Source organism: Vibrio mimicus CAIM 602, from assembly GCF_000338875.1.
Classification (GTDB): Bacteria; Pseudomonadota; Gammaproteobacteria; order Enterobacterales; family Vibrionaceae; genus Vibrio; species Vibrio mimicus.
Map to the genome: position 1 here is coordinate 155,323 of NZ_AOMO01000088.1, position 24,305 is coordinate 179,627.

The 24,305-nt window shown below is 47.0% G+C and carries 21 protein-coding genes and 2 pseudogenes; 3 read left to right on the plus strand and 20 right to left on the minus strand.

Annotated elements, in window-relative coordinates; translation table 11 throughout:
- Window positions 1–114: 114 nt before the first annotated feature.
- The 12 genes and pseudogenes from rlmN to trmJ all read right to left on the minus strand — a co-directional run bounded on the left by rlmN (window position 115) and on the right by trmJ (window position 9,794).
- The gene (gene rlmN, locus D908_RS01185; protein WP_005527538.1) at window positions 115–1,236 is read right to left on the minus strand and encodes a dual-specificity RNA methyltransferase RlmN; all 1,122 of its coding nucleotides are present in this window, start codon (window positions 1,234–1,236) and stop codon (window positions 115–117) included.
- A 160-nt stretch (window positions 1,237–1,396) separates the two neighbouring features.
- Entirely contained in the window at window positions 1,397–1,825 is a 429-nt protein-coding gene (gene ndk / locus D908_RS01180; RefSeq protein ID WP_005527540.1) for a nucleoside-diphosphate kinase, read from the minus strand.
- Between the two features lie 77 nt (window positions 1,826–1,902).
- Complete coding sequence (gene pepB / locus D908_RS01175; protein WP_005527542.1) at window positions 1,903–3,192, minus strand: aminopeptidase PepB; 1,290 nt, start codon at window positions 3,190–3,192, stop codon at window positions 1,903–1,905.
- 157 nt (window positions 3,193–3,349) lie between these two features.
- A complete protein-coding gene (gene iscX / locus D908_RS01170) occupies window positions 3,350–3,544 on the minus strand; it encodes a Fe-S cluster assembly protein IscX (RefSeq protein WP_000872176.1) in 195 nt (64 codons plus the stop codon).
- 48 nt (window positions 3,545–3,592) lie between these two features.
- Window positions 3,593–3,931 carry an ISC system 2Fe-2S type ferredoxin gene (gene fdx, locus D908_RS01165; protein WP_001124187.1) on the minus strand — a complete coding sequence of 113 codons (339 nt, stop codon included), beginning with the start codon at window positions 3,929–3,931 and terminating at the stop codon, window positions 3,593–3,595.
- Window positions 3,932–3,944: 13 nt separating this feature from the next.
- Window positions 3,945–5,795 (minus strand): Fe-S protein assembly chaperone HscA, encoded by a 1,851-nt coding sequence (gene hscA, locus D908_RS01160; RefSeq protein ID WP_005527545.1) that lies wholly within the window; start codon window positions 5,793–5,795, stop codon window positions 3,945–3,947.
- A 23-nt stretch (window positions 5,796–5,818) separates the two neighbouring features.
- A complete protein-coding gene (gene hscB, locus D908_RS01155; RefSeq protein WP_005527547.1) occupies window positions 5,819–6,334 on the minus strand; it encodes a co-chaperone HscB in 516 nt (171 codons plus the stop codon).
- Between the two features lie 48 nt (window positions 6,335–6,382).
- Window positions 6,383–6,706, minus strand: coding sequence for an iron-sulfur cluster assembly protein IscA (gene iscA, locus D908_RS01150; RefSeq protein ID WP_000301571.1), 324 nt, complete (start codon window positions 6,704–6,706; stop codon window positions 6,383–6,385).
- Window positions 6,707–6,766: 60 nt separating this feature from the next.
- Window positions 6,767–7,150 carry a Fe-S cluster assembly scaffold IscU gene (gene iscU, locus D908_RS01145; RefSeq protein WP_000331703.1) on the minus strand — a complete coding sequence of 128 codons (384 nt, stop codon included), beginning with the start codon at window positions 7,148–7,150 and terminating at the stop codon, window positions 6,767–6,769.
- Between the two features lie 36 nt (window positions 7,151–7,186).
- Window positions 7,187–8,401, minus strand: coding sequence for an IscS subfamily cysteine desulfurase (locus tag D908_RS01140; protein ID WP_000775248.1), 1,215 nt, complete (start codon window positions 8,399–8,401; stop codon window positions 7,187–7,189).
- Window positions 8,402–8,427: 26 nt separating this feature from the next.
- Window positions 8,428–8,948, minus strand: a pseudogene (iscR, locus tag D908_RS0120060) (Fe-S cluster assembly transcriptional regulator IscR).
- 114 nt (window positions 8,949–9,062) lie between these two features.
- A complete protein-coding gene (gene trmJ, locus D908_RS01135) occupies window positions 9,063–9,794 on the minus strand; it encodes a tRNA (cytosine(32)/uridine(32)-2'-O)-methyltransferase TrmJ (protein WP_005527549.1) in 732 nt (243 codons plus the stop codon).
- Window positions 9,795–9,974: 180 nt separating this feature from the next.
- On the opposite strand from trmJ, the pseudogene suhB reads away from it, so the two are divergent.
- Window positions 9,975–10,777 (plus strand): annotated as a pseudogene (gene suhB / locus D908_RS01130) (inositol-1-monophosphatase).
- Window positions 10,778–10,950: 173 nt separating this feature from the next.
- On the opposite strand, the gene secF reads toward suhB, so the two are convergent.
- The 5 genes from secF to queA form a co-directional block, all read right to left on the minus strand.
- Window positions 10,951–11,898 (minus strand): protein translocase subunit SecF, encoded by a 948-nt coding sequence (gene secF / locus D908_RS01125; RefSeq protein ID WP_005527553.1) that lies wholly within the window; start codon window positions 11,896–11,898, stop codon window positions 10,951–10,953.
- A 14-nt stretch (window positions 11,899–11,912) separates the two neighbouring features.
- Window positions 11,913–13,766 (minus strand): protein translocase subunit SecD, encoded by a 1,854-nt coding sequence (gene secD, locus D908_RS01120; RefSeq protein ID WP_005527554.1) that lies wholly within the window; start codon window positions 13,764–13,766, stop codon window positions 11,913–11,915.
- A 21-nt stretch (window positions 13,767–13,787) separates the two neighbouring features.
- Entirely contained in the window at window positions 13,788–14,120 is a 333-nt protein-coding gene (gene yajC, locus D908_RS01115; RefSeq protein WP_005527555.1) for a preprotein translocase subunit YajC, read from the minus strand.
- A gap of 104 nt (window positions 14,121–14,224) precedes the next feature.
- A complete protein-coding gene (tgt, locus tag D908_RS01110) occupies window positions 14,225–15,364 on the minus strand; it encodes a tRNA guanosine(34) transglycosylase Tgt (RefSeq protein ID WP_000768202.1) in 1,140 nt (379 codons plus the stop codon).
- 228 nt (window positions 15,365–15,592) lie between these two features.
- The gene (gene queA / locus D908_RS01105) at window positions 15,593–16,651 is read right to left on the minus strand and encodes a tRNA preQ1(34) S-adenosylmethionine ribosyltransferase-isomerase QueA (RefSeq protein WP_001198127.1); all 1,059 of its coding nucleotides are present in this window, start codon (window positions 16,649–16,651) and stop codon (window positions 15,593–15,595) included.
- A gap of 273 nt (window positions 16,652–16,924) precedes the next feature.
- On the opposite strand from queA, the gene D908_RS01100 reads away from it, so the two are divergent.
- Together D908_RS01100 and D908_RS01095 are read left to right on the plus strand one after the other, a co-directional pair.
- Complete coding sequence (locus D908_RS01100) at window positions 16,925–17,368, plus strand: CBS domain-containing protein (protein WP_005527556.1); 444 nt, start codon at window positions 16,925–16,927, stop codon at window positions 17,366–17,368.
- 213 nt (window positions 17,369–17,581) lie between these two features.
- A complete protein-coding gene (locus tag D908_RS01095) occupies window positions 17,582–19,525 on the plus strand; it encodes a methyl-accepting chemotaxis protein (protein WP_005527557.1) in 1,944 nt (647 codons plus the stop codon).
- 100 nt (window positions 19,526–19,625) lie between these two features.
- Here the strand turns inward: D908_RS01095 and aceA are convergent, their stop codons facing one another.
- From aceA to D908_RS01080, 3 genes are all read right to left on the minus strand, one after another.
- Window positions 19,626–20,939, minus strand: coding sequence for an isocitrate lyase (gene aceA / locus D908_RS01090; protein WP_000176886.1), 1,314 nt, complete (start codon window positions 20,937–20,939; stop codon window positions 19,626–19,628).
- A 109-nt stretch (window positions 20,940–21,048) separates the two neighbouring features.
- A complete protein-coding gene (gene aceB / locus D908_RS01085) occupies window positions 21,049–22,686 on the minus strand; it encodes a malate synthase A (RefSeq protein WP_005527558.1) in 1,638 nt (545 codons plus the stop codon).
- 583 nt (window positions 22,687–23,269) lie between these two features.
- The gene (locus tag D908_RS01080; RefSeq protein WP_005527559.1) at window positions 23,270–24,175 is read right to left on the minus strand and encodes a hydrogen peroxide-inducible genes activator; all 906 of its coding nucleotides are present in this window, start codon (window positions 24,173–24,175) and stop codon (window positions 23,270–23,272) included.
- Between the last annotated feature and the right edge of the window lie 130 nt (window positions 24,176–24,305).

A 24,305-nucleotide genomic window follows, 5' to 3' on the forward strand; every position in this document is an offset into this window, starting at 1 on the left:
AATCACAGTTAGCTCAAGGTTTTTCTTTGATTTGACATTCAAGAGAGGCGTTTTGTTGCGATGTTGGACAAAAATAAAGCCAGAGAAACTTCTCTGGCTTATCTGGCTGGTGAATTACAGTGTTTTCACTGGAATGGCTTGTTCAGCAAATTGTTTGGCTTTGGTACGCTTAGTACGGTCAATCACATCACCAACTAACTGACCACACGCCGCATCAATATCATCACCACGTGTCTTACGAATCGTTACCGTGTGCTCATATTGCATCAAGGTTTTTTGGAAACGATCGATACGCGAATTACTTGGCTTCTTGTATGGTGATCCCGGATAAGGGTTAAACGGGATCAGATTAATTTTACAAGGCGTGCCTTTCATTAATTCTGCGAGTTCATGGGCGTGCTCTGTCCCATCGTTCACATGATCCAGCAGCACATACTCCACAGTCACCTTGCCACGGTTGGCATTCGATGATGCGATATAGCGACGTACTGTGGCTAAAAATTCTTGGATGTTCCAGCGATCATTGATCGGCATAATTTGGCTACGCAGTTCGTCATTTGGTGCATGCAATGAGATGGCTAGTGCCACATCAATTTGGCCAATCATCTGCTCTAAGCCTGAAACCACACCGGAGGTGGAAACTGTTACGCGGCGCTTAGACAGACCAAAGCCGAGATCATCAAGCATAATCTCTAACGCAGGGATGAGGTTTTTCATGTTGAGCAGTGGCTCACCCATGCCCATCATGACCACGTTGGTGATTGGACGACGTCCAGTTTCTTTCTCTAGGCCGATTTCACGTGCTGCACGCCAAACCTGACCGATGATTTCGGAAACACGTAGGTTACGGTTAAAGCCTTGCTGAGCCGTTGAGCAGAATTTACATTCCAACGCACAACCCACTTGGGAAGAAACACAGAGCGTCGCGCGATCTTCTTCAGGGATATAAACCGTTTCAACATCCTGATCACCCACACGCATTGCCCATTTGATGGTGCCATCGGCTGAGTATTGCGCTTCCGATACGTAAGGTGCACGGATCTCACATTTCGCTTTGAGCTTTTCGCGGAGTTGTTTGTTGATGTTGTTCATTTGATCAAAGTCATCACAACCAAAGTGATAAATCCACTTCATGACCTGTTCGGCACGAAACGCTTTCTCACCCAGCTCTTCGGCAAAAAACGTACGTAAACCCTTGCGGTCAAAATCGAGTAGATTGATTTTTTCTGTGGTCATGGTGCCTCTCAAGAAGACGGAACAGTAATTAAGGGCGCGAATTGTACAGCCTTTATGCAGCGACAACAAGGGCTGTAAAACCGTGTCATTTCTAAGGTGTTAATTCTTGATGGGTTATTTTTTGTGCAGGCTTTAGGCTCCACATTGGGAGCCTAAATCATTATGGACGAGGGCAGATTTCTGACTCTGAAAAGAAGAATTCAATTTCACGAGCGGCCGATACTGGGCTATCACTGCCATGTACTGAGTTATAACGCATGCTCAGTGCATAATCGGCACGCAACGTACCACAAGCAGCCTCTTCTGGATTGGTTTTTCCCATCAGTTCACGGTAGCGTGCGATGGCATTTTCACCTTCCAATACTTGCACCATGATCGGACCTGAAGTCATAAATTCTTTCAGGGGTTCGAAAAAGGGTTTGCCTTCGTGCTCAGCGTAAAAACCACTCGCTTGCTCTTCCGACAGGTGAACCATTTTCGCCGCAATGATCTGCAAACCCGCTTTTTCGATGCGATGGTAAATTTCACCAATCAGGTTACGCTTCACCGCATCCGGTTTAATGATCGAAAACGTTCTTTCTAGAGCCATAAAATTTCCTTTTGCTTATTGTGATTATTTTACTTTTATTAATAAAAACAAGGCAGCTTTACAAGCTGCCTTTAAATTTATGCTTGCTGCATCAAAATACGTGCGAGCATTTTCACACCCATGCCCGTCGCTCCGGCGGCCCATTTATCGCTGGCTGACTTGCGATACGTAGCCGAACAGTCAAAGTGCAGCCAACCTTGTTGGTATCCTTCGACAAAGTAAGAAAGGAAAGCGGCGGCTGTACTTGCGCCTGGCGTGTAATCGCCATTGCTGATGTTAGACAGATCAGCAAAGTTAGAAGGCAGCATCTCACGATGGAATTCAGCAAGAGGCAGTGCCCACAACGCTTCATTCTCTTCTTTTGCCGCAGCTAATGCTTGTTGGCTTAATGATTCATCATAAGAAAGCAGTGCGTGGTAATCATTACCTAATGCGTTTTTCGCAGCGCCCGTTAAGGTTGCACAGTCGATGATCAGTTGCGGATTTTGTTCGCTGGCGTAGATAAGGCCATCAGCCAAAACCAGACGACCTTCCGCATCGGTGTTCATGATTTCAACGGTTTTGCCATTTTTGTAGGTGATAATGTCACCTAGCTTCAATGCACGACCTGAAACCATGTTTTCCGCACAGCAAAGGATCAGTTTCACACGCTTGTTGAAACCGCGCATGATCGCTAAGCCCAAAGCGCCCGTGATCATACCTGAGCCGCCCATGTCCGCTTTCATAGCTGACATCATGTTGGAAGGCTTCAAGCTGTAACCGCCGGAATCAAAGGTGATACCTTTACCCACTAAACAAGCGAATACCGGTGCGTTTTCATCGCCCGTTGGGTTGTAATCCAGTTGTAGCATGGCAGATGTACGTTCAGAGCCACGGCCAACAGCGTAAATACCTTCCCAGCCTTCGGTGAGCAGATCTTTATCTTTCACTATGCGGTAAGAAACATGTTCCGGCGCGAGTGATTTGATAAATTCTGCCGCCATAGTCGCCAGTTGACGTGGAGCCACTTCTTCTGCGCTTTTGTTGATAATATCGCGCGTCCAGTCGGTTGCTTTGATGCGAGCTTCAAGCTCGGCTTGTTCAGTAGCAGCTAACGCTTTCCACTCAACCGTATTACGTTTTTTCGCATCGCGGTAACCTTGATAGAAAGCCCAAATGCTCTCCAAATCCCAACCTTCTCCAGCCAGGAATATTGTGCGGATACCTTGATTATCTAATTTACGAGCTGCGCGTTGGATCGCGCTGAAATCTTGTGCTTGAGCCAAGTGAATGGTTGCACCTTGCTCTGCAAAGGAAATGAGTGCTTTCTCTCCCCACTGAGGCTGGGCAGCTTGAGTACTCAAAAATACAGACATCTGTGTAGACATGGTTTCTCCTTGTCTTAAATATTGGCTTTGCCTGTGCCATCTCATTAAATCGCCACGATGTTAGCATTATGTCGAGACAAAATGTCAAACGAATAAAAAAACGGACCAAGTGGTCCGCATTTTTTGATAAGAATTGTTAACTCTGTGAGGTTTCTGTTTACTCGAACTCATCCATCCAGCACAGAATCACCGCTTCGAGGATTTTTTCGTTGGAATGATTCGGATCATCTTCAAAATCTTCCAACTCCATAATCCAACGATGCAGATCGGTAAAACGTACTGTTTTTGGATCGACATCTGGAAACTTATCACACAGTTCAATCGCGATATCGCGCGAATCTGTCCATTTCATGATTGGCCTTCCCATTGGTTTTGCCTCGGTATTCACCAAAGCAGAGAATTAATGATCTTCGCTTGCATGGTTCAGTGTGTATTTCGGGATCTCGACCACGAGATCTTCATCCGCCACTCGAGCCTGACAGCTGAGACGAGATTCAGGCTCTAGACCCCATGCTTTATCCAGCATATCGTCTTCCAGTTCATCACTCTCTTCCAGTGAATCAAACCCTTCACGAACGATACAGTGGCAAGTGGTGCAAGCGCACGATTTCTCACACGCATGCTCAATGGCGATACCATTTTTGAGTGCCACATCCAAAATCGTTTCCCCGGTTTGCGCTTCTAACACTGCGCCTTCCGGGCAAAGGGTTTCATGAGGCAAAACAATAATCTTAGGCATGTTGGTAGTCTCTTCAAATCTCGTCAACGGAGTGGCCAGCCAGTGCGCTACGAATCGATTTATCCATTCGTTTTGACGCAAAATCTTGGCTTGCTTTATCTGTGTCTTTTATTCCTTGCTCAATGGCATCCGCATTATCGCCATTGCGCAGTTCAATCAATCGCTCGATCGCTTGTAGTAAAATTTGGCGTTCTTGCTCTGTGAGCAGCTCGTCACCATCCGCTTGCAGTGCAGAGATCAAACCTTCGATCACGCGATCGGCTTCCACACGCTGTTCAGCCAACGCACGCGCCAGCATGTCCTCTTTAGCATAAGCCATCGAATCTTTCAGCATCTGAGCAACTTCATCATCACTCAAACCGTAGGAAGGCTTCACCTGAATTTCCGCCTGCACACCGGTACTTTTTTCCAGTGCGGTCACGGAGAGTAGGCCATCTGCATCCACTTGGTAAGTTACGCGAATATGCGCTGCGCCTGCCGCCATCGGCGGAATGCCTTTAAGTGAGAAGCGCGCCAGAGAACGGCAGTCATCGACCATTTCACGCTCACCTTGCACCACATGCACGCTCATTGCCGTTTGCCCATCTTTGAAGGTGGTAAACTCTTGCGCGCGCGCGACAGGAATCGTGGTGTTGCGTGGAATGATTTTTTCCACCAAACCGCCCATGGTTTCAATGCCCAAAGACAGTGGGATCACATCCAACAGCAACATTTCTGCATCCGGCTTATTACCTGCAAGAATGTCCGCCTGAATCGCCGCACCAATCGCGACCACTTCATCAGGGTTAATGCTGGTCAGCGGCGTGCGGCCAAAAAACTCACCCACTTGCTCGCGCACAAATGGCGTGCGGGTTGAACCACCTACCATCACCACTTCGAGCACTTCATCTGCTTCCACATCGGCATCTTTCAACGCACGACGGCAAGCAAGCAGCGTCTTTTTCACCAATGGCGCAATCAGTTTTTCCAACTCTTCACGAGTGAGAGTACCTTGCCAGCCAAGCACATCAAGCTTAGCCGTCATTTGTTCAGTCAGATCGATTTTCGCTTGTGTCGCCGCATTAATCAGAGCGCGATGTTGCTCCGCCGTTAAGTTCGTAAGTTCGATTTGTGCTTGCAGGTGATCGGCGATCAGGTGGTCAAAGTCATCACCGCCCAATGCAGAGTCACCACCAGTCGCGAGCACTTCAAACACACCGCGTGAAAGGCGTAAAATCGAAATATCAAACGTACCGCCGCCCAAATCGTAAACCGCAATCACCCCTTCTTGGCCTGAGTCCAAGCCATAAGCAATCGCCGCCGCCGTTGGCTCGTTGAGTAAACGCAGCACATGCAAGCCCGCTAACGCCGCGGCATCTTTAGTGGCAACACGCTGCGCATCATCGAAATACGCAGGAACAGTAATGACCACACCCGCTAAATCGCCGCCCAAAGTGGCCGTCGCGCGTTCTGCTAAGGCTTTCAAAATATCCGCAGAAATCTGAATGGGGTTTTTGTCACCTTGCGCGGTTTGCACAATTGGCAAACCTTTTTCGCTTGCTTTAAAGCGGTAAGGCAGATGAGGATAACGCTGATTAATGTCTTGCAGTGAACGTCCAAGCAGACGTTTTACCGAGATCACGGTGTTGTGCGGATCGGTTTCAGCTTGTTCACGAGCCGAATAACCCACTAGAGTTTCATCGGCTCCATAATTCACCACGGACGGTAGAATACTGCGCCCTTGGTTATCCACTAGTGTACTCGCGGTACCACTGCGCACAGAGGCCACCAAAGAATTCGTGGTACCTAAATCAATACCCGCAGCCAATTTATGCTGGTGTGGTGCCGAACTTTGACCCGGCTCTGCAATCTGAAGTAATGCCATCAGTTGTTCCTTTGAATCTTGAATTAGCCAAGCAGTTGGTCTTCGACTCGTTCTACTTCATTTTTGAGTTTGGCAATAAATTTAAGCTTTCTGACTTGGTCGGCCGCCGCTAACCACTCACTCTGTGCTAAGAGTTGTTGCAACTGAGTCAGATAAGCGCGCTGCATTTTGGTCACTTTGCTGTCGAAATCCATCAATGCCGTTTCTGGCTCTGCATGCGATGTGACGGATTCCAACTCTTCACGCAGCTCCATCTGTTCCATTAGGAACATCGGATCTTGCAGCGTTTGTTGCTCGGAATTCATCTCAATACCTTGTAAAGACAAGAGATATTCCGCACGGCGCAGAGGATCTTTCAGCGTCTGATATGCATCGTTAATTTGCGCGGCTTGCTGCACCGCCAGTAGGCGATCGCGCTCAGAAGCGGTGGCAAAGTTATCCGGATGGAATCGTTTTTGCAACGTTCTGAACTGAGAAGAAAGAAGGCTACCATCCAGTTCAAACTGGATCGGCAGCCCAAATAATTCAAAATAATTCATCTTGATAGCGGTCCTGTAATCGAGAACAAACTCGATGGTCAGTTACCGTTAAACGTTGAAGCTTTCACCACAACCGCATTCACTTTTGACATTTGGGTTGTTGAATTCAAAGCCTTCGTTTAACCCTTCTTTTTTGTAATCGAGTTGAGTGCCATCTAAATAGACCATGCTTTTGGTGTCAATGATCACCTTCACACCATGGCTTTCAAATACGTGATCTTCTTCGTTGAGATCGTCAACGAACTCAAGCACATACGCCATTCCCGAACACCCAGTCGTCTTGACACCAAGACGTAAACCGATGCCTTTTCCACGATTATCCAGAAAAGTTTTAACTCGGCTTGCTGCGGTTTCGCTAAGAGTGACGGCCATACTTCAACCTTATGATTTCAATAAATTAAAGGGTGGGAGCTGCGACAGCTCCCAAACGAATTAGTGTTGATGCTTTTTCTTGTAATCCGCAACAGCGGCTTTGATGGCATCTTCGGCTAGGATAGAACAGTGAATTTTCACTGGTGGCAATTCAAGCTCTTCTGCGATTTCGCTGTTCTTGATCGCAGCTGCTTCATCAATGCTCTTGCCTTTAACCCATTCAGTCACTAGCGAGCTAGAAGCGATTGCACTACCACAGCCGTAAGTTTTGAATTTCGCATCTTCGATGATGCCTTCTGGTGACACTTTGATTTGCAGACGCATCACGTCACCACACGCAGGTGCGCCAACCATGCCGCTACCAACAGAAGGATCTTCTTTATCAAATGAACCAACGTTACGTGGGTTCTCGTAATGGTCAATGACCTTTTCGCTGTATGCCATGTTCGTTACCTCGAATCCTTTATAACCTTGGAATGATTAGTGGTGTGCCCACTCAACGGTGTTCAAATCTACGCCTTCTTTGTACATATCCCACAGTGGAGACATGTCACGCAGTTTATCGACTGCAACACGAATCAGTTCGATCGCATAATCAATCTCTGCTTCTGTCGTGAAACGACCGAAAGAGAAGCGAATTGAGCTGTGCGCCAGTTCATCGTTCAGACCCAGAGCACGCAATACGTAAGAAGGCTCAAGGCTAGCTGAAGTACATGCACTGCCTGACGATACCGCCAGATCTTTCAGTGCCATCAGCAAAGATTCACCTTCAACAAAGGCAAAACTCACGTTGAGGTTGTGTGGTACACGTTGCTCCAGATCGCCGTTGATGGTTACCGCTTCCATATCTTTGATGCCAGCCAGTAAACGCTCACGCAACGCTAGTGCATGCTCATAATCTTTCTGCATCTCTTCTTTTGCGATACGGAATGCTTCACCCATACCAACAATTTGGTGAGTCGGCAGAGTACCAGAGCGGAAACCACGCTCATGACCACCACCATGCATCTGTGCTTCTAGACGGATACGTGGCTTACGGCGTACATACAGTGCACCGATGCCTTTTGGACCGTAAATTTTGTGCGCAGACAGTGAAATCAGATCAACTTTCAGCTCTTGAACATCAATCGCGACTTTGCCAGCAGATTGTGCAGCATCAACATGAAATACCACTTTGCGTGAACGGCACAGTTCGCCGATCGCTGCGATATCTTGGATTACGCCGATTTCGTTATTCACGTGCATGATTGAAACCAGAATAGTGTCATCACGCATCGCGGCTTCAAGCTTAGCCAGATCGATCAAACCATTTGATTCTGGATCAAGATAAGTTACCTCAAAACCTTCACGCTCAAGTTGACGCATGGTATCTAGCACTGCTTTGTGCTCGGTTTTGCTGGTGATAATGTGCTTACCTTGCTTGTTATAAAAGTGAGCTACACCTTTGATTGCAAGGTTGTCAGATTCTGTTGCACCCGATGTGAAAACAATTTCACGTGGGTCTGCATTCAGCAGGGCTGCGATTTGCTCACGCGCAGTGTCTACTGCTTCTTCTGCCTGCCAGCCATAACGGTGCGATCGCGAAGCTGGGTTACCGAAGGTACCATCCATCGTCATGTACTGAACCATTTTTTCAGCTACACGCGGATCAACTGGGCATGTGGCTGAATAATCTAGATAAATAGGCAGTTTCATTTTCTACTCCAGTGTAAACCTTGCCGCTATGAGCGAACATTAATACCAAAAGGTGCAGCACCAATGGTGACTGTATTTGAGTTGTTTTGCGAAACCCTTTGGTTGACCGAAAGATGATGATCTTGTCGATCCGAAACTTCGATAACTTCGTTATCCACCATCAGCTCACCGAGCGTGATGTTATTCAGAAAATCAGTAATGCGTGAACTCAGATCACGCCACAGTGTGTGAGTCAAACAGCGAGTTCCGCCCTGACAATCGCCTTTCCCGTTACATTTGGTCGCATCTACTGACTCATCGACCGCTGCGATAACAGTACCGATAGAAATAGCGTACGAATCCATTCCTAGGCGATAACCGCCACCCGGGCCGCGCACACTGGCGACTAAGCCGCTTTACGTAACTTAGAAAACAGTTGTTCTAAGTACGAAAGAGAAATGCCTTGACGCTCAGAAATATCCGCCAATGGTACTGGGTTTTGTTGCGAATGCAGAGCCACATCTAACATGGCTGTTACCGCATATCTTCCTTTAGATGTCAGTCTCATAATCACACCGTATCCACACTGTTTATGTGGCTGGAAGTTTTTCATACTTGAGTTTTTTGGTCAAGTATTTATTTGACTAATTTAGTCAGGTATTTAACCCTAATACTTATAAGCTTACTCTTTACGCGCTATCGACTTTTGCACCGAAGTCAAAATACCACGCAAGATATTGATTTCTTGAGCTTCAGGCCGAGCACGAGTAAACATTCGGCGCAGTTTATTCATCACCTGCCCCGGTTGCTGCGCAGAAATAAACTCGGTTTGAGTAATCACTTTTTCAAGATGTTCATAGAATAATTCCAGCTCTTGATGGCGTGGATATTCTTCCTCTTGCTGTGCTCGAGATTGGCTCTGTTCAACACTTAGATACGCCATGCGCACTTCATAACTCAGCAATTGCACTGCCATCGCTAAATTGAGTGAACTGTATTCTGGATTAGCTGGTACACACACATGGTAGTGGCACAATTGCAGCTCATCATTCGTCAAGCCAGTACGTTCGCGGCCAAAAACCATCGCGACAGTATGCTGCGAAGCTTCAGCAATCAGCTTTTCACCGCATTGGCGCGGTTCCAACATTGGCCAATCTAGAGTTCGAGAACGCGCACTGGTGCCGACGACTAACCCGCAGTCGGCCACGGCCGCTTCAAGCGTTGGAAAAATCTGTGCATTCAGTGCTATTTCGCTCGCTCCAGCCGCCAGCGCGATCGCTTGAGCATCAACCTGACACTGCGGATCCACCAACACCATTTGGCTCAGTCCCATGACCTTCATTGCCCGGGCGGCTGAACCAATATTTCCAGAGTGAGAAGTGCCGACTAATACGACTTTCACGCGATCTAACATCATCTGCTAACAGTACTCCAAATAAAGCCGCGGGATAGTAACACAAACCTGACTAAAATGGTCAGACCCTTTGCTTTGACAAACAACCAAGCGCACAAAAAATAACCACTTCCTTTTTTAATTTCTTTTGGTATACTGTCGCCCGCTTTTTCGTTCTTTAACATCCGTTGGGAAACTTGTATGCATCCAATGCTTAATATCGCTATTCGCGCTGCGCGAAAAGCAGGTAACCATATTGCCAAATCTCTGGAAAACGCAGAGAAAATTCAAACTACTCAGAAAGGCACCAACGACTTTGTCACTAACGTCGACAAAGAAGCAGAAGCGATTATCGTTTCAACCATCAAAAGCTCTTACCCTGAGCACTGCATCATTGCAGAAGAAGGCGGCCTTATCGAAGGTAAAGATAAGGAAGTGCAATGGATCATCGACCCACTGGATGGCACCACTAACTTTGTAAAAGGTTTACCTCACTTCGCTGTTTCTATCGCAGTACGCTTTAGAGGCAAAACTGAAGTCGCTTGTGTTTACGACCCAATGACTAACGAACTGTTCACTGCACAACGTGGTGCGGGTGCACAGCTCAACAACGCTCGTATTCGCGTTCAGCCAATCAAAGATCTGCAAGGCGCAGTTCTGGCAACGGCTTTCCCATTCAAACAAAAACAACACTCAGAATCTTTCATGAAGATCATCTCTGCGATGTTTGTTGAATGTGCAGACTTCCGTCGTACTGGTTCAGCGGCACTGGATCTGTGTTACCTAGCGGCAAACCGTGTTGATGGTTACTTCGAACTAGGCCTGAAACCTTGGGACATGGCTGCGGGTGAACTGATTGCTCGTGAAGCGGGTGCTATCGTGACTGACTTTGCTGGCGGCACTGATTACATGCAATCTGGCAACATCGTGGCATCAAGCCACGTGGTGTGAAAGCCATTCTGCAGCACATCCGTGAAAACGGTAACAGCGCAATCTTGAAATAATATCTGCTCCGTCACAGCTGATATCGCCCTGCCATTATGGCGGGGCTTTTTTTTTACCTGTTTTTACCCATGTTGCAGTCGTAATAGCATGCATACTCATTGAGTATGCATGATAAAAATAAAAAAACCGCTGACCAAGCAGCGGTTTTTTTTATTAATAAGCCTAAGGAATACTAAGGCATGTCATCCAGGTCAGCGCCCTCTTTCTCCACTTGTGGAGGAAGCAAGTGCTCACGGGTAATCCCGAGTTTTAGCGCCAGTGCTGATGCCACATAGATAGAAGAATAAGTACCAACAGTAATACCCAGCAGCAAAGCTAGAGCAAAACCGTGGATCATCGCTCCACCTTGGGTAAAGAGTGCAATTACCACAAACAAGGTAGTACCTGAGGTGATCAGGGTACGGCTCAAGGTTTGAGTAATTGAGCTGTTCATGATCTCTGCCGGTTCTTCTTTGCGCATCTTACGGAAGTTTTCACGGATACGGTCAAAAACAACGATGGTATCGTTGAGTGAGTAACCCACAACCGTCAGCAATGCCGCAACAATCGTCAGGTCAACTTCGATCTGTAAGATAGAGAAGATACCTAGAGTGATGATCACGTCATGCGCCAGTGCCAGCACAGCACCCGCTGCTAAACGCCATTCAAAGCGCACAGAAACGTAAAGCAAGATACACAACAAAGAGACCAGAATCGCCAGACCACCTGCTTCAGTGAGTTCATCACCCACGTTCGGACCAACGAATTCGATACGGCGCATTTCAACGTTGCCGCCTGTGCCTTCTTTGATCGCTGCGAGAATCTGGTTACCCAGCGCCTCACCCGCCATATCATCACGAGGACGTAGACGTACCATTACATCACGTGCAGAACCAAAGTTTTGCACGGTAGCATCACCAAAGCCTTTCGCTTCAAGAGCGCTACGGATTTGCTCCAAATTGGCAGGCTGTTCAAAGCCCACTTCAATCAAAGTACCGCCCGTGAAATCCAGCCCCCAGTTCAGCCATTTGGTAGACAGAGTAAAAATCGATGCAGCAATCATCACCAACGACAAAGCAAAGGCGAATTTCGACCAACGCATAAAGTCGATCATTTTGTCTGCTTTTAGGATTTGAAACATAACTTACCCCAGCCTCAGATCGACAATTTGTTGATACGTTTGCCACCATACAACAGGTTCACGATACAACGTGTTCCAATAATGGCCGTAAACATAGAGGTTAAAATACCGATAGACAGCGTCACCGCGAAGCCTTTAATCGCCCCTGTACCTACTGCAAACAAAATGATGGCAGTAATTAAGGTGGTAATGTTGGCATCGGCAATGGTACTGAATGCGTTAGCGTAACCTTGGTGGATCGCTTGCTGAGGATTTTTTCCTTCACGTAACTCTTCACGAATACGCTCAAAGATCAATACGTTGGCATCGACTGCCATACCGACTGTCAGTACGATACCAGCAATACCCGGCAAGGTCATGGTTGCACCCGGAATCATCGACATTACACCAATGATCAACACGAGGTTCGCCATCAGTGCGATGTTAGCGATCATGCCAAACTTACGGTAGTAAAGAACCGTAAACAGCATTACCGCCACCATGCCCCAAATACAGGCCTGAATACCCATGTCGATATTCTGTTGACCCATTGATGGACCGATAGTGCGTTCTTCAACGATAGAAATTGGCGCAATCAGTGCACCTGCACGTAGCAACAGTGCTAGGTTATGCGCTTCAGATGGTGAATCAATCCCAGTAATACGGAAGTTACGTCCCAGAGCAGACTGAATCGTCGCTTGGTTAATCACTTCTTCATGCTTGGTCAGGATCACTTTACCTTCAGGAGAACGCTTACCGCTGTCTTTGTATTCCGCAAATACGGTCGCCATCAGCTTGCCGATGTTCTTTTTCGAGAACGCCGACATCTTGTTACCGCCTTCGCTATCGAGCGAAATGTTCACCTGTGGGCGACCATATTCGTCCGCGCTTGAGCTTGCATCTGTAATGCTTGAACCACCCAGAATCACGCGCTTTTTCAGCACAACAGGACGGCCATTACGATCGAACTTGATTTCGCTTCCTGCTGGCGCACGTCCTGCTGCCGCAGCAGCGAGATCCGCTTTATCGTCAACTTCACGGAACTCCAGTGTCGCTGTCGCGCCTAAGATTTCTTTAGCACGCGCAGTATCTTGTACACCTGGCAGTTCAACCACGATACGTGTCGCACCTTGGCGTTGAACCAGTGGCTCAGCAACACCCAATTCGTTCACACGGTTACGCAAAATGGTAATGTTCTGCTCAACAGCGTAGTTGCGAATTTCTTGCAAGCGCGCTTCAGTAAACTTAGCCAGCAGCACAAAACGGCCATCAGTTTCCGAAGTCGTAAAGGTCATATCACGGTGTTTCGACTCCAGAAGCAGCTTAGTTTGCGAAAGCTGCTCAGCATCACGCAAAGTTACTTCAACCGCATCAGATAACGGGCGAATGGCACGGTAACGAATCTTTTCGTCACGCAGATCGCTGCGGAAGGATTCTTCTTGTTGGCTGACCAGTTTTTCCATCGCAGCATCCATATCCACTTCCATCAGGAAGTGCACACCGCCACGCAGGTCAAGGCCGAGCTTCATCGGTGCAGCACCGATAGATTCAAGCCAGTCAGGAGTAGAAGGCGCAAGGTTAAGTGCGACGATTTTGTCATTACCTAGTGCTTCACTGATGATATCTCGGGCGCTGATTTGCGTATCCGTATCATTGAAACGAACGAGGATAGAACCATTTTCAAGAGCAATGGATTTTTTGGAGAGATGCGCTTTATCGAGCGCAGAGGTGACAGCATCCAGCGTTGACATATCAACAGAGGCGCCACGCGCCCCTGTAATTTGGATAGCTGGATCTTCACCGTAGATATTTGGAAGTGCATACAAAGCTGCAATGGCGATGGTAAACATCACCATCAGGTACTTCCATAAAGGATAACGGTTTAGCACAGCGAGGATCCTATGGCTGTTTTAAAGAGATTTCAGCGTACCTTTTGGCAGCACTGCAGTCACGAAGTCCTTCTTAATCACAACTTCGTTGTTGGTGTTCAACTCGATAGTGATGTAAGCATTGTCTTCAGAAATCTTAGTGATACGACCAACCAAGCCACCGCTGGTCAGCACTTCATCACCTTTTGCCATTGATGACATCAGGCTTTTGTGCTCTTTCACACGCTTAGCTTGTGGGCGGTAGATCATGAAGTAAAAGATCACCGCAAACATGCCTAGCATGATAATCATTTCAAAACCGCCACCTTGTGGGGCACCTTCGCCTGCGGCATGCGCTACAGAAATTAAACTCATTGAGAAACGTCCTCTAAGTTATTGTTGTTTAATGTTGATTCTATTGGGATGCACTGGGGTGAATTCAAGCGGCTTACCACACAAATCCAACCCAGTGCACGAAATCAGGCTTTGTCTTTTTGTAGCGGTGGCACTTCGCGGTTACGGCGCGCGTAGAACTCGGCTACAAATTGATCAAAACGGTCTTCATCAATCGCTTTACGAATGCTCTCCATTAAGCGTTGGTAATAACGCAAGTTATGGATGGTATTCAAGCGTGCACCCAGGATTTCGTTACAACGATCCAAATGATGCAGGTATGACTTCGAATAATTTTTGCAAGTGTAACAGTCGCAATGCGGATCGAGTGGTGTTGTATCCGTTTTATGTACTGCATTACGGATCTTGATCACACCACCAGTCACAAACAGGTGACCATTACGTGCGTTACGGGTTGGCATTACGCAGTCAAACATGTCGATACCGCGACGAACACCTTCCACCAAATCTTCCGGTTTACCCACGCCCATTAGGTAACGTGGCTTATCTTCCGGCAGTTGTGGACAGGTATGCTCAAGAACGCGATGCATATCTTCTTTTGGCTCGCCTACGGCTAGGCCACCTACTGCGTAACCATCAAAACCGATCTCAGTAAGCCCTTTCACCGATACATCGCGCAAGTCTTCATACACACCACCCTGCACGATACCAAACAGGTTGTTCGGGTTTTCGAGCTTGTCGAAGTGGTCGCGTGAGCGTTTTGCCCAGCGCAGCGACATTTCCATCGATTTTTTCGCTTCATCGTGAGTCGCTGGATATGGCGTACATTCATCGAAAATCATCACGATGTCAGAGCCCAAATCTTTTTGGATTTCCATCGACTTCTCGGCATCCATAAAGATTTTGTCGCCGTTCACAGGGTTACGGAAATGCACACCCTCTTCCGTGATCTTACGGATATCGCCTAAGCTGAATACCTGAAAACCGCCTGAGTCAGTCAGGATAGGACCTTGCCAGTTCATGAAATCGTGCAGGTCGCCGTGCATTTTCATCACTTCTTGCCCAGGGCGCAGCCATAGATGGAAAGTGTTACCGAGCAGAATTTGCGCGCCGGTTTCTTTCACTTCTTCTGGCGTCATCCCTTTTACGGTGCCGTAAGTACCCACTGGCATAAACGCAGGGGTTTGCACTGTGCCACGTTCAAAGGTCAATTGACCACGACGGGCATTGCCGTTTTTCTTTTTCAGTTCAAATTTTAATTTCACGAAGCCTCCAATGTCAGAGAAACAGTCTGACGGTTTATTCCCGCTCAATGTGGCGTATTGGCCACATCAGCAGGTCTACAATCCAAGCCTTATTTCATCGAATAAGGCTCTTTGAGGAGCGGTCGCGTTTCCCTGCGAAAAAGGCCTGAACCTTTTCTGGCTACTGCCAGCACTCGTTTTCGTTATCCCTCTTTATTTGAAATTGCCACTCCAAATAATTAGGGATGGTTACGCTTTAGTCGTCTGCTTGCGAATAAACATCGCATCGCCGTAACTAAAGAAGCGATATTGTTGTTGCACCGCATGTTCATAAGCGGCCATGGTGTGCTCATAGCCAGCAAACGCACTCACCAACATGATCAAGGTTGATTCTGGTAAGTGGAAATTGGTGATCAAGCAATCCACCAACTGGTATTGATAGCCTGGGAAGATGAAGATTTCGGTATCACCAAAGAAAGGCTTTAATTCCGTGCCTTTTTTCAGTGCATCTTGCGCGGCACTTTCTAGCGAGCGAACCGATGTAGTACCCACAGCAATCACTCGGCCACCACGCGCTTTGGTTGCTGCAACCGCATCCACCACTTCTTGCGGCACTTCTACGTATTCCGCATGCATGTGGTGATCATGGATATTTTCCACGCGCACAGGTTGGAAAGTCCCTGCGCCAACATGCAGTGTTACATAGGCCAACTCAACACCTTTGGCTTGGATCTGCTCAAGCAGCACTTGGTCAAAATGCAAACCTGCCGTTGGTGCTGCTACCGCGCCTGGTTTTTGGTTGTACACGGTTTGGTAGCGCTCTTTATCCGCATCTTCATCTGGACGATCGATGTAAGGCGGCAATGGCATGTGGCCGATTTGATTCAGAATATCCAACACCACGGTTTCCGCGGTAAAACGGATTTCAAACAAGGCATCGTGACGCGCCTGCATCACCGCATGAAATTCATCATTCTCGCCTAAATACAGTTCAGTGCCCGGTTTTGGCGGTTTTGATGAGCGAACGTGTGCCAAAATCGTGTGTTCATCGAGCATGCGCTCCACCAACACTTCTAACTTGCCGCCGCTGGCTTTGCGCCCAAACATACGTGCAGGGATGACTCGCGTGTTGTTAAACACCAGCAGATCACCCGGTTCAACAAGTCCGAGAACATCTTTAAAGGTTCCATCAACCAGTTGACCGCTATTGCCGTCGAGCTGTAACAGTCGGCTGGCAGTACGTTCTGCTTTAGGGTAACGAGCAATCAACTCGTCAGGGAGTTCAAAGTGAAAATCTGAAACTTGCATGGCTCTTTCTTGATTAAGTGATCAGTATTGTCGCCCGATTTCGCGGCGCGCCAGTATATACCTAAGTGCGGCCAAGATACAGGAATGGTGCGTGTGTATGCACTTCTCACAAGGTAACCTTTTGTAAAGCGCACGCGCTGGATAGATAAACACCAATAAACCGCATATTTCGGTTTCAGTTCGCAGAAGTTCATTGCCGATAGCACTATAGTTAACGGGAAAGGGGTTAAAAAACCCGACTCTGATTTATCTCTTTGACGAAAGGAGTTGGCTATGATCAAAGTTGAAGACATGATGACACGTAACCCACACACTTTGTTACGTACTCACACACTCAATGATGCAAAGCATCTGATGGAAGTACTTGATATCCGGCATATTCCTGTGGTCGATGCCAATAAAAAGCTATTAGGTATTGTGAGTCAGCGCGATTTATTAGCCGCTCAAGAATCTAGCTTGGAACATAGCACACAGGATTCTTCATACACGCTAGAGATCCCACTCTACCAAGTGATGCACACCGATGTGATGAGTGTAGCTCCACAGGCAGGACTCAAAGAAAGCGCTATTTATATGCAGAAGCACAAAATTGGCTGCTTACCTGTGGTGGCTAAAGGCGAATTAGTCGGCATTATTACCGACAGTGACTTTGTCACGATTGCGATTAACCTGCTTGAACTACAAGAAGAGAGTGAGCCTGAAGAGATAGACGATTAACTTGGGCTAATACTTTTTCCTTTCATTGCTTAACTCCCGCATCACGAGAGAGCGAGATTTTTTCACTCTCTCGTAGAAAATCACATCTCAGAATTAGTCACTATTACTGATAAGAAACTATACTATTAGCAATCCTATTACAGGCAAGATGCAACTTGCTTCCTATTCTCGTCATTGGTTTTCACGTTACTGGATCGCTTTCTGGGGGAAAACATGAAGCTCAAACAGCAACTTTTGCTTGGATTTGGATTAACTCTGATCCTTCTATTAGCCATTTCACTACTGTCCTACTACCGTTTTTCAACCACGGGGGATGGATTCAAGTCTTATCGAGATCAAGCGGTTACCAGTGTTGCTATTGGTCGTGTACAAGCCAATATATTAGACGCTCAACTCGCCTCTCATAAATTCATCAAATCTCAAGACCCAACACTCAAACAACAGGTTGACGAGAGAATCAGCAGCGCACTCGAGTTGCTGGATGAAGCTTTGCACCTCAACTTACCGCAGGATCAACAGCAAATACTGCAGACCATAAAAATGCAGGTGAGCGATTATCGCGGTGACTTTGCCAATGTAGTGTCCCTGATTGATCGCAGAAATAATACGGTAAATACACAGCTCGATCCCAACGGTCTAGTCATGCTTCAATCCATCAGCAATATCGTCGATACCGCAGCTGATAACCAGAATATGGATGTGTTGATAAATGCAGGAAAAGTCCAAGAACATATCTTGTTAGCTCGTCTCTATGCGGTGAAATACCTTGTGACCAACTTAAAGGATGATGCAGAACAAGCAATACAAGAACTTGCGAGCATCCAGCAACATTCTCAGCAATTGAAAAATGAACTTGATGGCAATGCACAGCTGTCTGCGCAATATCAATCGTTCACAGATGCGTTTACGCAATATCAACAAGCTTTCACTGAAATTCGCCAAACAATTGAAAAGCGCAATGAACTGATTAGAACTCAGTTGGATACAGCAGGAACACAAACCGCTCAATCGATTGAACAAGTCAAACTCGATGTCAAAGAAGTACAAGATGAGCTTGGCCCACAAATGGTCGACAACATTGACAGCACTCAATGGATGCTACTGATTTTGTCGCTCATTGCGGTCAGCTGTGCACTCAGTATCGCGTTCTTGATTTACCGTGGGATACTGAAAGTGGTAGGTGGTGAACCTGCTGAAATTGCGGCCATAGTGCAAAACATTGCAAAAGGTAACTTAAGCAGTCGCCACCAAATGACGGGCAATGAATCGGGTATTTACCTTTCAACCCTTCAAATGCGGGAAGAACTACAACGTATCATTGGCAGTTTCCACCAAATCTCTGACAGCGTTTCGGCTGCAGCTGAGCAACTCAGCGCGGTAGTCGAGCAATCAGAGAAAAACGCTCAACAAGAACTTCACCAAATTGAGCAAATTGCGACTGCGATTACCGAGCTATCCAGCACCGCCAATGAAGTCAGCATGAATGCGAACAACGCTGAAGATGCTGCCAACCAAGCCAACGGCAATGTCTCGGAAAGTAAGGACGCCCTAGCCGCTTCCGATAAAATCGCCAACTCGATTGCAAGTTCAATTACCGAAACCACACAAATCGTCAACCAACTGCACGGCTACTCGATTGAGATTGGTTCGGTCGTAGAAGTGATTAACAACATCTCCGAGCAAACCAACTTGCTTGCCCTCAATGCAGCAATTGAAGCAGCGCGAGCAGGTGAACAAGGGCGCGGTTTTGCGGTGGTGGCCGATGAAGTTCGTTCTTTGGCGGTTAAAACCCAAAAATCCACGTTGGACATTCAAGAAATTATCGGCCGCCTACAAAAACAAGCAGAGCATGCTAATGACTTCATGCAATCCAACATCTCCTTGGTCGATGATTCACGCGATATCAGCCGTCGCCTTCATGCTGCTTTTGAAGCGATCAGTCATTCTGTCTCCACAATTTCGGATATGAACACCCATGTTGCCACAGCATCGGAGGAACAATCTGGAGTCACAAAAGATATCTCGTCCAACATCAGTCATGCCTTTACTTTGGTGCATCAAAATGTCTCTGGCATAGCGGAAAGCAAACAGTCCAGCGAACGCCTCAGCGAACTTGTTGAAGAACAAAAAAGCCTATTACGTTTCTTTAAATATTGATCGCTTTCTCGTCTTCAGAACCTATCGAACTCCAACATACAGCAATAAAAAAGGCGGCCATTCGGCCGCCAAAGGTTCGCACAGAATTGTGGACTATCCATTAGTGAAATTGATCTTCTTCCGTTGACCCCGTCAGCGCGGTCACTGAACTGTTCCCACCTTGAATGGTGTTGGTCATCTTATCGAAATACCCTGTTCCCACTTCTTGTTGGTGAGCTACGAAGGTGTAGCCTTTTTCTGCCGCTTCAAATTCACGACGCTGAACCATTTCAACATAGTGACGCATACCTTCACCTTGTGCGTAAGCGTGTGCTAACTCAAACATGTTGAACCACATGTTGTGAATACCCGCTAACGTGATGAACTGGTATTTATAGCCCATGTCAGACAATGCTTGCTGGAATTGTGCGATGGTTTTCGCATCCAGATTTTTCTCCCAGTTGAAAGACGGTGAGCAGTTGTAAGCCAGAAGCTGATCCGGGTATTGAGCATGAATGGCTTCTGCGAATTTACGCGCTTCTTCCAGATCCGGTTTCGCGGTTTCACACCACACTAAATCTGCGTAAGGTGCATAAGCCAAACCACGCGAAATCGCTTGGTCAATGCCAGCACGCACACGGTAGAAACCTTCAGAAGTGCGCTCACCGGTCACGAAATCGGCATCATATGGATCACTGTCTGAGGTCAGCAAATCGGCTGCGTTAGCATCGGTGCGAGCAATCACTAACGTGGTTGTTCCTGCCACATCGGCTGCCAAACGTGCTGCTATCAGCTTTTGTACCGCTTCTTGAGTCGGCACTAGCACTTTGCCACCCATATGGCCGCATTTTTTAACGGAAGCCAATTGGTCTTCAAAGTGCACGCCTGCAGCCCCCGCTTCAATCATCGACTTCATCAATTCATAGGCGTTGAGTACGCCACCGAAACCTGCTTCCGCATCCGCCACGATTGGCAAGAAGTAGTCAATGCCACCTTCATCAGACGCAGATTTACCGTTTGACCACTGGATTTGGTCAGCACGACGAAACGCGTTATTGATTCGGCGCACCACAGAAGGTACTGAGTCAACCGGGTAGAGTGATTGGTCTGGGTACATGGTGCCAGCGGTGTTGTTGTCTGCTGCGACTTGCCAACCAGAGAGATAAATCGCCTCGATACCCGCTTTAGCTTGTTGTACCGCTTGGCCGCCAGTGAGTGCGCCCAAACAGTTCACATAACCTTTTTTGGCTGAACCATTCACCAGTTCCCACAATTTGTCTGCACCACGTTGTGCAATGGTGTTGGCAGGTACGATCGAGCCGCGCAAGCTCACCACTTCTTCTGCGGTGTAGGTACGTTTCACATTTTTCCAGCGTGGGTTGGTTGCCCAATCTTTTTCTAACGCTTCAATTTGTTGGCGACGAGTCAGTGTCATAATCTATCCCTCTTGATATTGATTGCCTGTTGGCAGCTCGATTCCTTGTTCGATCAGTACCACGGACTCTGACCGTAAAGTTGTTTCACGTTACTGTTGTTATAGAGGTCTACGGCAGGTAGTCGTAGCCCGGTATGGTTAAGAAATTGGTTAGCTCTTGGCTGGTAGTCAGTCGCTCCATAAGATCCGCAGCTTCAACAAAGCGCCCCTGAGCAAAACGTGATTCACCAATCTCACCTTTAACCACCTCAATCTCTTGCTTGAGATAGTCACGGAACAGATCGTTGGTCACTACTTTCCCGTTATCTAACGTTTTGCCATGTTGAATCCATTGCCAGATGGAGGCGCGTGAAATCTCGGCCGTTGCGGCATCCTCCATCAAGCCGTAGATCGGCACACAACCGTTGCCAGAAATCCATGCTTCGATGTATTGCAGCGCAACACGTATGTTATGACGCATCCCCTGTTCAGTACGCGGACCATCACAAGGTGCTAAAAGATCGGCTGCACTGATAGGTGCATCGGCCATTCGGCTCACATTGAGCTGGTTTTTGCGCTCACCAAGTACTTCATCAAACACCGCCATCGCGGTATCGGCTAAACCGGGGTGAGCCACCCAAGTGCCATCATGGCCGTTGGTCGCTTCAAGCATTTTGTCGCCGCGAATTTTCTGTAGCACTTGTTCATTCACCGCAGGATCTTTGGCAGGAATAAACGCCGCCATGCCTCCCATCGCAAACGCACCGCGCTTATGACAGGTGTAAATCAGCAGACGTGAATACGCATTGAGGAAAGGCTTATCCATGGTCACCACTTGGCGATCTGGCAACACGCGCTCAGGGTGCTTCTTCAAAGTTTTGATGTAGCTGAAAATGTAGTCCCAGCGTCCACAATTCAGACCAACAATGTGCTCTTTGAGCGAAAACAGGATCTCATCCATCTGGAATACGGCAGGCAGAGTTTCAATCAGCACCGTCGCTTTGATGGTTCCTGTATCTAAACCAAAGTAATCTTCGGTGAAATGGAATACTTCACTCCACCACTGCGCCTCTTGATAGGCTTGCAGCTTAGGTAGGTAGAAATAAGGGCCACTGCCTTTTTTCAATAAAGCGCGATGATTGTTGTAGAAATAGAGCGCAAAATCGAACAGTGAGCCGGGAATAGCCAAGCCGTTGTAAGTGACATGTTTTTCTTTGAGATGCAAACCGCGCACGCGGCAGATGAGCACAGCTGGATTTGCATTAAGCTCATAACGCTTGCCGTTATCTGGGTTTGTGTAGCTGATCGTTCCGAGCACGGCATCACGTAAATTGATTTGTCCATCCAGCACTTTATCCCACGCAGGTGACATTGAATCTTCAAAATCCGCCATGAATACTTTGACGTTGGCGTTGAGGGCGTTAATCACCATTTTGCGATCAGTTGGACCCGTGATCTCCACTCGACGATCCTGCAGATCTTCAGGAATGCCGAGAATTTTCCAACTCCCTTCACGAATATCTTTGGTTTCTGACAGGAACTCAGGTAACTGGCCTTGATCGATTAAAGCTTGTTTTTGTTCACGCAACACCAGAAGTTCATCCACTCGTGAAGCGAAGCGTTCACAAAGCTGGTGCAAAAAGGTTTGGGCTTCTACAGGGAAAATGGCTTGATGTTCGGGCGAAAGGCTACCCACAACATCAAGCTTGCCTTGGGTCGTTTTTGCTGCGGTTAATTGTTGAGTTAATTCGGCAGTATTGATTGACATAAATTCCTTCCTTGAAACGCTCACCAAGAACATTTGTAACTTTAAAACCACAAATTTCAGTTACTCACTTTGCTTATCCGTTGTGCATTAAAGTCACTCAAAGCGATATTTTTTGCAAGACATCGAATACTAGACATAAGTCTTAACAACGCCAATAAACCTTAACCCACAAAGCCAAATCATAAAAGATCAAAAGTTAACCAGTAGTTAAATTTGAAGTTTTATCCGGTTAACTATGCAAGGTAAGAAACTGCCATTATTACGTAAGTTATTACGTAATTTAATTACACAAATTTAAGCACCGAAAAAACCAATCAAACGGGTGTTTAAATTTATCTTCAGGGTAGAAAAGTTGAGGATTACTGGGCTGGGAAGAAAACCGCAGAGGAAGAATTAAACAGTGTGTAAGACAGAATCTGTAAAATTAACATTGTGAATATTTACAATTTTATGAAAGCCTCACCAATTTTGATTTGTGAAATTTCACAATAAAAAAATCACTGACCACATAAAATGCTAAAAAGCGCATTGATAACAATGCGCTTTCACTACGAGTTTGAATTTTATCTATTACGACCAATCGCTAAAGCAGTTCACCCACTATTTCCGCTAACTGGCGAAAAGTGTGAATACGTGACGAACTAGGACGCCAAACCAAACCAATTTCACGGTACGCTTGCTGGCCGGGAGGATCGACCACCACCAAATTTTGGTTATCTAACAAGCCGTGATCGATGGCCATCTGCGGAATAAAAGTCGTACCCAGTCCGTTAGCGACCATCTGAACCAAGGTGTGCAAACTGGTGGCCGTAAACGGGTTAATCTTCTCTTTGTCGGTTAGCTTGCACGCTGAAACCGCGTGCTCAGTCAAACAATGCTCATTTTCGAGTAGGAATACAGACTCATTCGGCAAATCCGCATAGCGGATCGGAACGCGGATCTGGCCAACCTGATTGCGGCTGATCACCATACGAAACGGATCCTGTCCAACTACGAAGCTTTCCATGTTGCCGATGTCGACTGGCAGCGCCAAGATAAGTACATCCAACTCACCACTGCGCAGGGCAGACAACAAATTGGTTGTGGTGTCTTCACGCAGCAACAGGTGCAGTTTGGGGTAGCGTTGGTTGATCTCTTGCACCAAATCACACAACAAGAATGGAGCAATTGTTGGAATACAGCCGAGGCGCAACTGCCCTTCCATCGTATCGCCTTGGCACAACTTACCCAGCTCAACCAGATCTTGCCCTTTGGCCAGTAACTCACGCCCTTGTTGAACCACCAACTCACCAACTCTGGTAAAGACTAATGGGCTTTTTTTATCTTGCTTTTCATACAAGGAACACCCAATCAACTCTTCAAGGTTTTGTATCCCTTTACTTAAAGTCGATTGGCTAACAAAACAGCGTTCAGCCGCATCACTGAAATGACGCATTTCATACAGAGTTACCAGATACGATAACTGCTTCAGGCTTGGCCATTTATTCATATTTCATCCGTACCTTAAGTTGAATCACAGTTTAAAAAAATTATTAAAAGACCGCTAAATCAGCCAAACCTTGCTATGCCTGTCGCTGGCTGGATAAATCGTTTTTTTCGATTAACTCAATCTAATTAAT

Excerpts from the sequence above, each read along its gene's own strand:
- D908_RS01100 (WP_005527556.1), top strand. The coding sequence starts at position 16,925 with ATGATCAAAGTTGAAGACATGATGACACGTAACCCACACACTTTGTTA.
- hscA (WP_005527545.1), bottom strand. The coding sequence starts at position 5,795 with ATGGCATTACTTCAGATTGCAGAGCCGGGTCAAAGTTCGGCACCACAC.
- D908_RS01140 (WP_000775248.1), bottom strand. The coding sequence starts at position 8,401 with ATGAAACTGCCTATTTATCTAGATTATTCAGCCACATGCCCAGTTGAT.
- ndk (WP_005527540.1), bottom strand. The coding sequence starts at position 1,825 with ATGGCTCTAGAAAGAACGTTTTCGATCATTAAACCGGATGCGGTGAAG.
- iscX (WP_000872176.1), bottom strand. The coding sequence starts at position 3,544 with ATGAAATGGACAGATTCGCGCGATATCGCGATTGAACTGTGTGATAAG.
- pepB (WP_005527542.1), bottom strand. The coding sequence starts at position 3,192 with ATGTCTACACAGATGTCTGTATTTTTGAGTACTCAAGCTGCCCAGCCT.
- aceA (WP_000176886.1), bottom strand. The coding sequence starts at position 20,939 with ATGACACTGACTCGTCGCCAACAAATTGAAGCGTTAGAAAAAGATTGG.
- rlmN (WP_005527538.1), bottom strand. The coding sequence starts at position 1,236 with ATGACCACAGAAAAAATCAATCTACTCGATTTTGACCGCAAGGGTTTA.
- trmJ (WP_005527549.1), bottom strand. The coding sequence starts at position 9,794 with ATGTTAGATCGCGTGAAAGTCGTATTAGTCGGCACTTCTCACTCTGGA.
- iscA (WP_000301571.1), bottom strand. The coding sequence starts at position 6,706 with ATGGCCGTCACTCTTAGCGAAACCGCAGCAAGCCGAGTTAAAACTTTT.
- D908_RS01095 (WP_005527557.1), top strand. The coding sequence starts at position 17,582 with ATGAAGCTCAAACAGCAACTTTTGCTTGGATTTGGATTAACTCTGATC.
- fdx (WP_001124187.1), bottom strand. The coding sequence starts at position 3,931 with ATGCCTAAGATTATTGTTTTGCCTCATGAAACCCTTTGCCCGGAAGGC.
- queA (WP_001198127.1), bottom strand. The coding sequence starts at position 16,651 with ATGCAAGTTTCAGATTTTCACTTTGAACTCCCTGACGAGTTGATTGCT.
- D908_RS01080 (WP_005527559.1), bottom strand. The coding sequence starts at position 24,175 with ATGAATAAATGGCCAAGCCTGAAGCAGTTATCGTATCTGGTAACTCTG.
- iscU (WP_000331703.1), bottom strand. The coding sequence starts at position 7,150 with ATGGCATACAGCGAAAAGGTCATTGACCATTACGAGAACCCACGTAAC.
- hscB (WP_005527547.1), bottom strand. The coding sequence starts at position 6,334 with ATGAATTATTTTGAATTATTTGGGCTGCCGATCCAGTTTGAACTGGAT.
- yajC (WP_005527555.1), bottom strand. The coding sequence starts at position 14,120 with ATGAGTTTAATTTCTGTAGCGCATGCCGCAGGCGAAGGTGCCCCACAA.
- aceB (WP_005527558.1), bottom strand. The coding sequence starts at position 22,686 with ATGTCAATCAATACTGCCGAATTAACTCAACAATTAACCGCAGCAAAA.
- secF (WP_005527553.1), bottom strand. The coding sequence starts at position 11,898 with ATGTTTCAAATCCTAAAAGCAGACAAAATGATCGACTTTATGCGTTGG.